Below are 13,258 nucleotides of genomic sequence, written 5' to 3'. Positions count from 1 at the left end.
GACCCGAACTCCTGTCCCATAAGTCACCAGCTGCGGCCATTACTTTCGGCACCGGCTCTGGCCGGCGTCCCGACCTAGAGTGGTGGCGTGCGGCGGATGGGGACGGAAGAGTGGTCTGGCCTGGTGATGCTCGTGGTCGCGGTCGCCGTGGCCGCGCCCGGGCTGTTCGGCGCCGTCGACACCGAGATCCCCCGGGCTTGGTGGATCGTACTGTTCGTCCTGTTCATGTCGGCCCTGCTCACCTCGGTCGCCGGCATCACCCGGCGCTGGCTGCCGTACGCGGCGCTCGGCACGACGGTCGTGGCGTCGACCGCACTGGTGCTGACGGCACCGAGGATGGGCATGCTGCCGATCCTGCTGGTGCTCACCGCGGCGGTGAGCGTGTACGTCGTACCGCTGGCGGTGGGCCTGGTCGTGGTCGGGGTCAACACCGCGGTGATCGCCCTCGCCGCCGCGGCCACCCCGCGCACACCGGCGGACATCGCCGTGACCGTCGGCTTCTACCTGCTCATCCAGCTGGCCACGGTGCTCAGCTCGGTCACCCTGCTGCGGGAGCAACGGATGCGCCGCGAGCTGGCCGAGGCACACGTCGACCTGCGGGCCGCCAGCGTCCTGCTCTCCGAGTCGGCCCGGACCGCGGAACGCCTGCGGATCTCCCGGGAGCTGCACGACCTGATCGGCCATCAGCTCACCGTGCTGACCCTGGAACTGGAGACCGCCCGGCACCTCGACGGCGACCCGGCCCGTGAGCACGTCGAGCGGGCCAACCGCGTCGCCCGGGACCTGCTCGGCGACGTACGCGGCACGGTGGGGCGACTGCGCACCGAACCCTTCGACCTCGAACAGGCCCTGCTGCGAGTGGCGGCCGACCTGCCCGGGCTCGACGTGTCGATCGACGTCTCGGCGGCCGTCGCGGTGGACGAGGAGAAGAGCGCCGCGTTCGTCCGCGCGGCTCAGGAGATCGTCACGAACACGATCCGGCACGCCGACGCCCGGGAACTGTGGATCACGGTGACCGCCGACGGGACGTACACCGTGCTCGACGCCCGCGACGACGGGCACGGTGCCTGCGATCCGGTTCTCGGCAACGGACTGCGTGGGCTGCGCGAACGCTTCCAGGCACTCGGCGGCCAACTGGTCGTCGACGGTGCCGACGGTTTCCGGGTGACCGCGCGGGTGCCGGCGACATGACCCGCGTCGTGGTGGTCGACGACCAGACCCTGGTCCGCCAGGGCATCCGCGGCCTGCTCGAAGTCGCCGAGATCGACGTGGTCGGCGAGGCCGACGACGGACGGGCCGCCCTCGACGTGGTCGCGGCCAGCTCCCCCGACGTGGTCCTGCTCGACCTGCGGATGCCCCGTTACGACGGCATCTGGACCCTCGACCAGCTGCGCGCCCGGGGCGTCGACATCCCGGTGCTGGTGCTGACCACCTTCGACGACGATGCCCTGGTGCTCGGCGCCCTCCGCGCGGGCGCCCGCGGCTACCTGCTCAAGGACGTGACGCTGGCGCAGCTCACCCGGGCGATCCGGACCGTCGCCGACGGGGGGACCCTGATCGCGCCCTCGATCACCGACCGGATGTTGCGGGCGATCCGCTCCGGCCCCTCCCCGGTCGGACCGCAGGCGCTGCCGGTCCAACCCCTCACCGAACGCGAGCAGGAGGTGTTACGGCTGGTGGCGCACGGCTACAGCAACCGCGAGATCGCCGAAGGGCTCTTCCTCGCCGAGGGCACCGTCAAGAACCATGTCTCCACGATCCTCACCAAACTCGGCGCGCGGGACCGCACCAACGCGGTGCTGCGGGCCCTGCACGAGGGCATCCTCGACTGACCGGTCCGGAGCGGCAGCCGGTGCGGTGCGGTAGCCGGTGCGGTGCCGTGCGGTAGCCGGGCCGGCGCGTACGGCGCCGGCCCGGACGATCCGCTCAGAAGCCGAGCACGCTCCGGCCGCCGACCACCGGCAGGCGCAGCTCACTGTGCTTGGGCGCCACCCGCAACTCGGTGCCGCCCAGCGGCAGCAGGGTGTGTGCCTGGTCGGTGGCGAAGACGACCACGCCGATGCGGTGCCCGGCCGGGAAGACGTAGTCCTTCGGCTGCAGGGTCCACCGCAGGTCGTGCAGCTTGCCCTGCTTCAGCGGCTGGGTGCGGGCCGCGCTCACCCGGTTCTGCGGGTCCATCCAGCCCCGCGTCACCACAGTCGGCGTGCCGGTCGAGCCGACCGGCCCATAGTCGACCAGATACGCGGTGAGGTTCGCCGCCGACCTGTTGTCGATCGCCATCCGCAGCCGCATCTCGGGGCGCCCGGAGACCCGGACCTCCCGGGCCAGCTCGGGGGAGCGGTACACCAGCCGGTGCGGGTTCGCCTCGTCCGGCGCGGCCACCAGCGTGTTCGGGGACAGGGTCCGTCCCTCGTCGACGAAGCTCTGCTCGACGGTGGCCTTCGGCGGCCTACCGGTGCCGAGCGTGCCGGGACCGGCGGCGTCGGTCGCGCCCAGCGCCAGTGGCACCGTACGGCTGGCCGGGTCCGGCCAGTTGCGGTACGTGGTGTAGCCGCGGTCCTCCCGCTGCAGCACCGCGGTCGGCTCGTCCATGATCCCGTTGCGGACGTTCCACAGCCAGTAGTCGAACCAGCGGTTCTCGGTCTGCTTGTAGGTCCAGGTCCGGCCGTCGGGCAGCGTCACCGCGGCGGTGTTGCCCGGCCCGCTGTGCCCACCCTGGTGCAGCCAGATCTTGCGCGGCACGTCGCGCCGGGTCAGCTCGTCCCACCAGCCGGCGAACTGCTCGGTCCGCACGTTCCAGTCGTTGAGGCCGTGCACCACGAAGACGCTGGCCTTGACCTTGCGGGCGTCGAGGTAGTCGCGGTCCTGCCAGAACCTCGTGTAGTCGCCGGTGACCCGGTCCTGCCCGGTGGTCAGCTCGGCGATCTCGTCGGCGCACTGGCCCTCGGCCCGCGCCCGACCGGCGGTGTACTGGGCCAGGATGTCGGCGTCCTCACCCTGGTAGCCGCCGGGTGCGACGACCAGGCCGTTGGCCCGGTAGTAGTCGTACCAGCTGCTGATCGCGGCCACCGGCACGATGGTCTTCAGCCCCGAGACCCCGGTGGTGGCAACCTGGTTCGGCAGCGTGCCGTTGTAGGAGACACCGGTCATGCCGACCGCGCCGGTGCTCCAGTCGGCGGAGACCGGCGCGCCGTTCTCGTCGTACCCCTTCGCCCGCCCGTTGAGCCAGTCGATGACCGCCTTGGTGCCGAGCGTCTCGGCCTGGTCGCCGCTGGTCGGGCAGCCGTCGGAGTCACCGGTGCCGACGCTCTGGCCGAGCACCACCGCGTACCCGCGCGGCACGTAGTAGTCGTCCAGCTGGCCGGGCAGGTTGGCCTTGGCCACCGCCCGCTGCACCGTCACCTCGGCCGACCGCCGGTCGGACGGGTGGGTCACCTGGCTCTGCGGCAACTCGTCGACCAAGACGCTCGGGTACGGCACACTGCCCCAGGTGCCCTTGCGGTACGGGCTGTGCTCGAAGATGACCGGCACCTTGAAGCCGTCGGTGGCGGTCTCCCGGGGCCGGGAGATGTCGATGGCTACCCGGTCGGGGCGACCGTCGTGGTCGGTGTCCAGCGGGGTCTCCACGTACACCCGTTCCTCGATCGCGTCGGCGAGCGAGAACACCGGTTGGGTCATGCCGTCACTGACCACGATGCCCGGTGCGGGGCTCGTGGTGGACGGGGGCTGGGCGGAGACCGGCGCGGCGCTGATCAACAGCGCCCCGGTCACGCCGACGCCCAGGAGGGCCAGATGGGGGGTTCGACGCACGTGTGTGTCCCTTCGCTCGCAGCTGGTGGCCGGAGTCGACCAGGAGTGGATGGAGATCGATGATCCACATGCTAGTCCTGGTCACCCCTCCGGCGGCACCCCCGCGCCGCCCCCGCGCCGCCACCACCCCCGGCCGCACCACCCGGCCACGACAGCCGGTCACCGCACCCGGTCACGACACCGCCGCGGACCCGTCCGCTCCCGCCGTCGAGGTTACGGATGCCGGACCCGGGCCGCCGTCCTGCCCGGCCACGCCGAGCACGCCCGCCAGCCCGCGTAGCACCGCCGGGTCCGCGGCATCGGCGCGGGCGAACACGAAACGGTCCGGTCGCAGGACGACCTGCCGGCACCGGTGCCGCCGCAGCCAGGCGACGATCGCGCCGTCGACGTCGACCACGTCGACCCGCCCGCCTGCCGGCTCGGTGGCCGGTAGCTCCGTGGCCTCGGTACCGGCCGGATGCACCACGACCCACCGGATCGACATGCCGGGCGGACCGACCGGTCCGGTCGATGTGGACGGCGCGGCGGTGTCGAGGACCGCGAAGTCGGCACCGAGCACCTCGTCGAGCAGGACCGGCATGGTCGAACCGGCCACCACGACCCGGGGCTGCGGGAACATCGTGCCCACCGGTCCGTCGCGCCGCCCGTCGGCGAACAGCCCCCGGTCGTACGCCGGCAGCGGTTTGAACTCGAACCGCCGGACGAACCGGCGTACCCGGGGAATCGCCTGCGCGGCCCGCAGCGCGGTGTCCCGCAGCCAGGCGGCGCGGCGACTGCGGGCCAGGAAGACCCGCCCCAGGCGCACGCTGGTCTCCGCCATCGCCACGGTGTGCGGACGCCGCTCGGTCTCGTACGTGTCCAGCAACGCCGGCCCGGCGCCGCCGGCGAGCACCAGCGCCAGCTTCCAGGTCAGGTTCGCCGCGTCGCGCAGCCCGCTGCACAACCCCTGCCCGAGGAACGGCGGCATCTGGTGGGCGGCGTCGCCCAGCAGGAACACCCGCCCCTCCCGCCACCGTTGCGCGACGAGGTGGTGGAACGTGTAGACCACCGCCCTGGTGACGGTGAACCGGGCCGGGTCGACGTACGGCTCGACCAGCTCGGCCATCCGCTCCGGCCGCGTCATGTCGGACTCCGTCTCATCCGGTCGGAGCATGAACTCCGCCCGGTAGCTGCCCCGGGAGCCGGGGGAGACGAACGCCGGACGCCGCCAGTCGCAGACGAACGTGGTGTGCTCCTTGCGGACCGCCTCCGGCGGCAGGTCACCGGAGACCGCCAGCCACGGTTCGGCGTAACTCGCCCCGGCCAACGGAATCCGCACCGCCGTCCGGGTGGTGCTCCGCGCGCCGTCACAACCCAACACGTACCTGGCCCGCACCGGGTACGTCCGGTCCGTGGTCACGTCCCGCAGCACCAGGTGCACCCGCTCGTCGTCCTGCCGCAGGCCCACCAGTTCGGTGCCCAGGCGCAACTCGACCTCGTCGAACCGGTCCAGGCCGGCGCGCAGCGCCTGCTCCAGCAACGGCTGGTCGAAGAAGTTCAGCGGCGCGTGCCCGAAACCGAAGTCGACCTCGTCGAAGGCGATGGTGGCGAACGTCCGGCCCGCGGCGTTGACGTAGTCGGCGCGCGACGGCTGGTGCAGGTCACCGGCGATCCGGTCGAGCAGGCCGGCCTGCTGGTAGATCCGCAGCGCCTCGTCGTCGCAGGAGAACGCCCGGGGCTGGCCGTGTGCGCCGGTGCTCCGCTCGACCACCAGCGTGCGTACCCCACGCAGGCCGAGCAGGTTCGCGGTCAACGCGCCGACCGGGCCGCAGCCGACCACCACGACATCTACCTCTCCGGCGGCCGGGTACGGCGCCGGCTGAGCGGGCTTCATGACTGTTCCTCCCACGGGACCACCCGGACACCCGGGCTCAGAGCTGAGGTGACCAGCACAGCAGCCGGGTGTGGAAGGCGTGTGGAGATGTCGTTGAGGCGCCTCAGGTGCCGGCCGGATCCGCCCCGGTCACGTCGGCGTCCGCCCGTGCCCGGGGCGGGAACCGGGCCAGCAGCAGGCCGGCGCCCTGGTCGGCGGCGAGCCGGGCGCCGGTGGCCAGCGCGGCCGGATCGTCGCGGGCGAGTCCCCGTACCCGGTGCAGCTCGGCGGCGAGTACCGTCTCGCCGAGCCGGTCCACCACGGCCAAGCCCTGCCGCGCCAACGCCGCCGCGGTCTCCCGGTCACCCGCGGCCAGGTACGCCTCGGCCATCCCACTGAAGGTGACGGTGCGGGTGGCACGCAGCCCGGGACGGTAGATGGCCTCCGCCGCGGCCCGCATCGCCGCCAGCCGGTCGGTCGCGCCGCCGCGGGCGGCGGCCCACTCCCCGAAGAACTCCCCGGTGGCCACGAAGTGCGGCATGCCGTTGGCCGCACCGATGTCCCGGCACCGGGTGGCGGCGGACCGCACCGTCGACACGTCCCGTTCCTGCATGCCCAGCCACGCGGCGAACAACGCCGCGTTGGCCCGGCCGTACGGGTCGTCCAACTGCTCCGCCAGCCGCTCGGCGTCCCGGATGTCCCGTCGGGCCGCGACCGGGTCACCGCGCAGCGACCTGACCAGGGCGCGGAAGTTGTAGGCGGCCAGCACCGGCAGGCGACCCACCTGCCGGCCGAGGAGCCGCGTGTCCAACGTCCGGAGCCGGTCGATCGCGGCGGTGAGCCGCTGGTCGGCCACGTCCAGCCGGCCGGTGAAGTAGCCGACCACACCGAGCAGGTACGCACCGGCCGCGACGGTCAGCTCCGTACCACCGGTGTGGCTCTCGGTCTGGACCAGCCGCTCGGCCAACTCGGCGCACCCGGCGAAGTCGGCCTGGTTGGCGGCCAGCTCACCCAGCGCCCACAACGCCGGCCGTACGTCGGTGCCCGGGTCGACCCGCCCCAGCAGATCCCGGGCCCGGGCGCAGACCTGGTCGACCGCGTCGGCGCCGACGCCCACCGTCATCTGCAACAACGCGGCCCGATGCAGTTGTACGTCGAGTTCGGTTCGGGCCGCCACGGTGGACCCGGCGGCCATGGCCAGCTGGCGTGCCGCCCGACCCAGGTGACCGAGGGCGTCCTCGTAGGCGAAGCGTCGGGTGGCGTCGTCGGCCGCGGCCAACGACCACCGTAGATGCGCCGCGCCGTGGCCGAGCCCGACCGCCTGCCCGTAGTGGTGTGCCAGCTCGGCCGGACCGGCGGCCCCGGACCGCTCGAAGGCACCGGCCAGTCGCGCGTGCAGCACGCCCCGCCTCGGCGGGGCCAGCTCGGCGTAGGTGACCTCGGCGAACAACGGATGGCGCAACCGCACCCCGCCCGGCTCCCCCTCGGTCACCAGCTCGGCCGTGTAGGCCGCGGTCAGCGCCTCGGCGACGCTCTCCGTCGGCATCCGCAGGACCTCGGCCATCGTGGTCGCGTCCAGATCGCGGCCGGCCACGCTGAGCAACGCCAGGCAGTCGCGGGTGGTCGCGGGAAGTCCACCGAGGCGCAGCCGGACGGTGTCCCGGATGCTCGGTGGCAGGTCCGGGCCCGCCGGATCGGCCCGGGCCCGGAGCAGCTCGGTGATGAAGAACGGGTTGCCGCCGGTCCGGGCGACCAGCCGCGCCAGCACCGGCCCGGCCGGCGGCACGCCGGTACGCCGGCAGACCAGGTCGGCCACCGCGTCGGCCGTCAGCCCGGTCAGCCGGAGCCGATCGAAGCCCGGCCCGCGGGCCAGCTCCGCCACCGTCGCCACCAGCGCCGGATCCTGCTCGTACGGCCGCAGTGTGGCCAGCACCAGGGTGCGGGCCCGGGCCAGTACCGGGGCGAGGAAGCGCAGCAGCAGCAACGAATCCGGGTCGGCGGCGTGCAGGTCGTCCAGGACGACGAGCAGCCCGGCCGGCTCGGCCGCCGTGCGGACCAGCTCCGCCACCGCCTCGTACGCGTGGAACCGGGCCGCCGGATCGGGCGTCACCTCGGCGGCGGCCCCGGGTGGCGGCTCGGCGGCGAACCCGTCGAGCCGGCGCAGCGACCCGCCGCCCCCGTTGCGGGGCATGGCCGCGAGGGCCCGCACCACCTGTCGCCACAACCAGAACGGTGGCGGCTGCCCGAGATCGGGACAGCGCCCCCACACCACCGCGACACCCCTGGACTCGGCGACCGCGCCGACCGTGGCGGCCAGGCTGGTCTTGCCGATGCCCGCCTCGCCCACCACCACGGCACTGCGGCCGTTTCCGCGGGTCGCCTCGGTCAACGCCGTCACCAGCCGGGCCAGTTCGCCACCCCGGCCCACCAGCCCGCCACCCGGGTCACCGGGGCTGCTCCGGCCACCCGGCCCCGCCACGCCTGGCCCACGCGCGGCGACCGGGGCCGCCGGGGCGGTCGGTACGGCGACCACCGGAGCGACGCTCTGGTCCAGGATCGACGCGTGCAGTTCGCGCAGCTGCGCGCCGGGGTCGACCCCGTACTCGCCGGTCAGGATCCGGCGCCCCTCGTCGTACGCGGCCAGCGCCTCGGTCTGCCGGCCGGCGCGGTACAGCGCCAGCATCAACTGGCCGCGGGCGGTCTCCCGTACCGGGTGCGCCGCCACGAACTGGCGTAGCTCCGCGAGGACCGCCGCGTGCCGTCCGGCGGCGACGGCCGCGGTGAACCGCCCTTCCTCGGCGAGCAGCCGCAGCTCGGTCAGCCGGGCCACCTCCGGGCGCACCACGGTCAACTCGGCCGCCCCGGTCATCGGCTCGCCCCGCCAGAGCCGCAACGCCTCGGCGTAGTCGCGTTCGGCGGACACCGGGTCGCCGGCCGTCAGCCGGTCGGCCGCCCGGCCCACCAGCCGCCGGAACCGGACCGCGTCGACGTCGTCGGGGTCGACCCGCAGCTGGTAACCCCTCGGCTGGCTGAGCAGGACGCGGGACGCCGCGCGGGGGGAGCGCTGCGGCTCCACGGCCCGGCGCAGCCCCGCCACGTACGTGCGCAGGGTGGTGTCGGCGCTGGGCGGCGGTCGGCCGTCCCACAGGGCGTCGACCAGCCAGTCGACGGCGACGAACCGGTTCGGCCGGAGCAGGAACAGCACCAGCAGGGCCCGCTGCTTCGGCCCACCGAGCGGCACCACCCGCCCGTCCCGGACCACCTCCGGTGGCCCCAGCACCCGGAACTGCACCCCACCACCATGTTCCTCGGCCCACCCTGGCCCGGCCGAGTATGCCAGTCACCGCGCTCCGGGCCGGGCCTGCGGCCGGACTCGCGGCGGCCCCGTCAACCCATGCTCTTGGCGCCGTCGATCGCCTCGCGGACGATGTCGGCGTGGCCGGCGTGCTGGGCCGTCTCGGCGATGATGTGCAGAAACACCCGCCGCGCCGACCAGCGGGCCCCCGCCTCGAACCACGGTGCCTCGGGCAGCGGTTGACCGGCGTCCAGATCCGGCAGGGTGCGGACCAGTTCGTCGGTGCGCCCCGCGACCTGGTCGTAGGCAGCGAGCACACCGGCGAGCGTCTCACCCGGCAGCATCCGGAACGAGTTCGCGTGCTGCTCGTAGGCGGCCGGATCGGCCCCGCTGGACAGCGCGGCGGCACCCTCCACGATGAAGCCGGCCCAGCCTGCCTCGATGTACGCCGTGTGCTTGATCAGCCCGCCCACGCACAGCTCGCTCGCGGTGCTGTGCTGCCCGGCCTGCTCGTCGGTCAGGTCACGGGCGGTGTGGCGCAGGAAGAAGCGGTGCTTCTGCAGCGTCTCCAACAGGTCGGCGCGCTCGGGCGGCAGTGTCGCCGTTGCCATGGACGGCTCCTCTCGTCGGCGTCAGCCGCAGGCTAGCGGCGACCCCTGACATTCCGGGCCGGCCGGTCGCCGGTCAGTCGCCGTTGGCCAGCGTCTCCCGCATCCGCCTGATCTCGACGCTCTGCTCGACCGTGGTGCTGCTGGCCCACTGGTTGATGATCGGGTCGGTACCCAGCACCAGCGTCTCGCCCGCCATGTCGATCGCGCCCTGGTGGTGGTCGGTCATCATCGTCACGAAGAGCCGGTCGAACTCCGCGCCGCGGGCGGCGGTGAGCCGGTTGAGCGCCTCCGCCGACTGCATGCCACCCATGCTGTGCCCGTGGCCGGCACCGGCGTCGCGGTTCAGACCCCGTTCCGTCAGCCAGGTCTCCAACATCTTGATCTCCGGTTCCTGGGCGGCCAGGATCCGCTCCGCGATGAGCTTGAGCCCCGCGTTCTCGGCTCGATCCGGAACCAGCCTCGCCATCACCAGCGCCTGCTCGTGGTGCGGGATCATCATCGTCACGAAGCGGATGTCGGCGTTGTTGTGCGGCTCGCGGGCCATCGGCGTCATCTCGTTCGCCGGGACGGACTGCGCCGACTCGCCGGGCCGTCCGGGCATCAGCACCGGAGCGGTGGAGTCGGGCAGGCCGGGCAGCTCGATCGGGTCGGGAGTGCCGGTCGTCGCCGTCGGCTGCGCGTCACCGTCGGGCCACCAGACGACCAGCGCCACTCCGGCCGCGAGCACCGCGAGTACGGCCAGTTCGATCAGCAGAATCCTCCGCGATCGCCCGCGAAGCGCCCGGATCAGTACACCTAGCACAACTTGCTCCCACCGTTGGTCCGAGGATGGCCGGGATGGTAGCGCGGCCCTGACCTGCGGCGGGAGGGCTGCGATCTGAGAAAGGACGCATTGCGCCCCACCTGGTGCAATTTGCGCCCGCCGATCGCTGCCGCTGTTGCTGAACCGTGACCAGAAGGCCGAAGAACTCAGCCGACTAACAGGGTTAACCTCCCGCTACCCCTGCTCACCCATGACGAAGGGTGTCCTACATGTTCGATCCAACCCCACGAGGGAGCCGAAGGCTGGCGCTCAGCCTGGCCGCCGCAGGCGCCCTTCTCCTCGCGGCCGTCGGGGCGGCAACACCCGCCAGCGCCGCCGAGAACACCATCCCGGCGGTGGACGAGATCGTCCACAGCCCGAACCTGACCCAGATCGCGAACGTCCCGAAGTTCGGCGCGTTCGCCACCGAGGCGTCGTACAACTCGGACCTGGCGTTCCAGGGCAACTACGTGTTCGCCGGCAACTACAACGGCTTCAACATCTTCGACGTCAGCGACCCCGCCTCGCCGCAGGTGGTCAGCCAGGTCGTCTGTCCGGGTTCGCAGGGTGACCCGTCGGTCTTCGGCGACCTGCTGTTCCTCGCCGTCGACGCGGTCCGCAGCGACGACTCGTGCAACAGCGCGGGTGGTTCGGTCGCCAACCCCGACCACTGGGAGGGCGTGCGGATCTTCGACATCAGCGACAAGTCCAACCCGCAGTACATCAAGTCGGTTCGCACCGACTGCGGGTCGCACACCCTGACGCTGGCGCCGAGCAAGGACGGCAAGGACGTCTACGTCTACGTGCAGTCGTACGGCCCGCCGGCCAACGGCAGCGGGGCGTACTGCAAGCCGCCGCACGACAAGATCTCCATCATCAAGACGCCGCTGGCCGACCCGACCAGCTCCGCCGTCGTCGCCACCCCGGTGCTCTTCCCGGACGGCGGCAACACCAACACCAGCGGCTGCCACGACATCACCGTCTACCCGGAGCTGGACCTCGCGGCCGGCGCCTGCATGGGTGACGGCGTGCTGATGGACATCTCCGACCGGACGAACCCGGTGATCCTGAGCCAGGTGCGCGACACCAACTTCGCGTTCTGGCACTCGGCCACGTTCAACAACGCCGGCACCAAGGTGCTGTTCACCGACGAACTCGGTGGCGGCAGCGGCGCGATCTGCACCGCCAACTACCGGACCAACCAGGGCGCGAACGCGATCTACGACATCGTGGGCACTGGCGCCGGCCGGCAGCTGGTCTTCAAGAGCTACTTCAAGATTCCGCGGCTGAACAGCCCCCGGGAGAACTGCGTCGCCCACAACGGCTCGCTGATCCCGGCCATGGGCCGCGACATCATGGTGCAGGCGTGGTACCAGGGTGGCATCTCGGTGATCGACTTCACCGACTCCGCCAACCCGGTCGAGATCGCCTTCTGGGAGCGCGGCCCGCTCTCGGAGACCCGGTCCATCCTCGGTGGCTCGTGGTCGACGTACTGGCACAACGGGTACATCTACTCCAACGACATCCAGAAGGGTCTGGACGTCCTCAAGCTGGATGACCCGCTGACCAACAACGCCCGGGCGATCGCCTTCGACGAACTGAACGTGCAGACCCAGCCCAGCTACCCGGCCTGCACCACCATCCTGCGCGGTAAGCAGAACGGCAGCCTGACCATCAACTCCGGCATCACCTGCATGGACGGGGTGACCCAGAACGGGGCGATCAAGGTCAACCCGGGTGCCGGCCTGATCGTGTTCAACTCGAACCTCAACGGCTCGATCCACGCGGTCAACGCCTCCGTGGTGTCGATCGTGGAGAGCAAGGTCAACGGTTCGGTGGACGCCATCGGCGCCACCATCCGCGACAGCAAGGTCAACGGTTCGGTGCGGACGAGCTGATCCGCATCCCCCGTACGACAGCACAACAGCTCCGGCCCGGCGGTCCTCCGCCGGGCCGGAGCCCTGCTCGCCTGTCGTGGCCGCCCGGTGGTGGGCGCCACGAGACCGTGGTCAGGGCTTGCGGGCCACCGCACCGTACGCGTCGATCGCCTCCGCGTCGGCGTCGTCCGGCCGCCACAACGTGATCGGCACCAGACCCGGCTCCACCATCGTCAACCCCTCGAAGCAGCCGGCGATCTGCTCCGGGCTGCGCAGGATGTACGGCACGCCGCCACTCTGCGCCAGCCGCTCCGCACCGGCGACCACCGACGGGCTGGTGTCGGTGCCGTCCCAGAACACCAGGTGGCTGCCGGACGCGGTCGCGCCCATCACCGTCCCGACGATCGAGCGCACCGACTCCAGGTCCGGCTCGTAGCCCATCACGCCCATGAACATCACCGCGACGGGCTGGTCGAAGTCCAGCGTCTCCGCCGCCGCGGCGAGGATCTTCTCCGGGTCGTGGTAGTCGGCCGGCACGTACGTGGTGACCCCCTCGGTGGTCGTGCTGCCCAGCAGCGCCCGGGCGTGCACCAGCACCATCGGGTCGTTGTCCACGTAGACGATCCGCGACTCGGGTGCGACCGACTGGGCGACCTCGTGGGTGTTCTGCAGGGTGGGCAGGCCGGTGCCGATGTCCAGGAACTGCCGGATGCCGGCCTCGGCGGCCAGGTGCCGCACCACCCGGATGAGGAACCGACGGGACTGCTGCGCCATCACCACGATCTCGGGATAGACCTCGGCCACCGCGTCACCGGCCGCCCGGTCGGACTGGAAGTTGTCCTTGCCGCCCATCCAGTAGTTCCAGATCCGGGCGGCGTGCGGGATCTCGGGTTGCAGCTTCGCGGCGAGTTCGGAATCCGGGCCGGCCATGCCAGGCTCCAATCGAGAAAGTCGTCGGGGTGAGGACCACTGCTGTGGTACGACCGGCACATCGTACCGACGAGCCGTCCA

Annotated in this window: 8 protein-coding genes and 1 pseudogene; 3 read left to right on the top strand and 6 right to left on the bottom strand. The window is 72.2% G+C overall.

All coding sequences use genetic code 11. The annotated features are described in order from the left end of the window. The first annotated feature begins 96 nt into the window (after positions 1–96). Positions 97–1,191, top strand: coding sequence for a sensor histidine kinase (locus D2L64_RS10045; RefSeq protein WP_233558892.1), 1,095 nt, complete (start codon positions 97–99; stop codon positions 1,189–1,191). Next, positions 1,188–1,832, top strand: coding sequence for a response regulator (locus tag D2L64_RS10040; protein ID WP_119574678.1), 645 nt, complete (start codon positions 1,188–1,190; stop codon positions 1,830–1,832). The genes D2L64_RS10045 and D2L64_RS10040 overlap by 4 nt, the downstream gene beginning before the upstream one ends. A 94-nt stretch (positions 1,833–1,926) precedes the next feature. Here D2L64_RS10040 and D2L64_RS10035 read toward each other — a convergent pair whose 3' ends face one another. The 5 genes from D2L64_RS10035 to D2L64_RS10015 form a co-directional block, all read right to left on the bottom strand. Next, positions 1,927–3,810 (bottom strand): Xaa-Pro dipeptidyl-peptidase, encoded by a 1,884-nt coding sequence (locus D2L64_RS10035; RefSeq protein ID WP_233558891.1) that lies wholly within the window; start codon positions 3,808–3,810, stop codon positions 1,927–1,929. A gap of 172 nt (positions 3,811–3,982) precedes the next feature. Further along, positions 3,983–5,683: a bifunctional 3-(3-hydroxy-phenyl)propionate/3-hydroxycinnamic acid hydroxylase gene (locus tag D2L64_RS10030; protein ID WP_119574675.1), complete on the bottom strand. Its 1,701-nt coding sequence runs from the start codon at positions 5,681–5,683 to the stop codon at positions 3,983–3,985. Positions 5,684–5,786: 103 nt separating this feature from the next. Then, the gene (locus D2L64_RS28255; RefSeq protein ID WP_119574673.1) at positions 5,787–8,954 is read right to left on the bottom strand and encodes an AfsR/SARP family transcriptional regulator; all 3,168 of its coding nucleotides are present in this window, start codon (positions 8,952–8,954) and stop codon (positions 5,787–5,789) included. Between the two features lie 95 nt (positions 8,955–9,049). Further along, entirely contained in the window at positions 9,050–9,568 is a 519-nt protein-coding gene (locus tag D2L64_RS10020; protein ID WP_119574671.1) for a DinB family protein, read from the bottom strand. A gap of 73 nt (positions 9,569–9,641) precedes the next feature. Then, a complete protein-coding gene (locus D2L64_RS10015) occupies positions 9,642–10,370 on the bottom strand; it encodes a DUF305 domain-containing protein (protein WP_233558890.1) in 729 nt (242 codons plus the stop codon). A 230-nt stretch (positions 10,371–10,600) separates the two neighbouring features. Between D2L64_RS10015 and D2L64_RS10010 the strand changes: the two are divergent. Beyond that, positions 10,601–11,986: pseudogene (locus D2L64_RS10010) on the top strand (LVIVD repeat-containing protein); the annotation flags it as partial. A 393-nt stretch (positions 11,987–12,379) separates the two neighbouring features. Here D2L64_RS10010 and D2L64_RS10005 read toward each other — a convergent pair. Then, complete coding sequence (locus D2L64_RS10005) at positions 12,380–13,177, bottom strand: SAM-dependent methyltransferase (RefSeq protein WP_119574667.1); 798 nt, start codon at positions 13,175–13,177, stop codon at positions 12,380–12,382. Positions 13,178–13,258: the final 81 nt, after the last annotated feature.

Origin of the sequence: Micromonospora radicis (assembly GCF_003583405.1) — a bacterium.
Taxonomy (GTDB): Bacteria; Actinomycetota; Actinomycetes; order Mycobacteriales; family Micromonosporaceae; genus Micromonospora; species Micromonospora radicis.
Note: the sequence above shows the minus strand (reverse complement) of the source record. Positions and strands in the feature narration are given on the sequence as shown.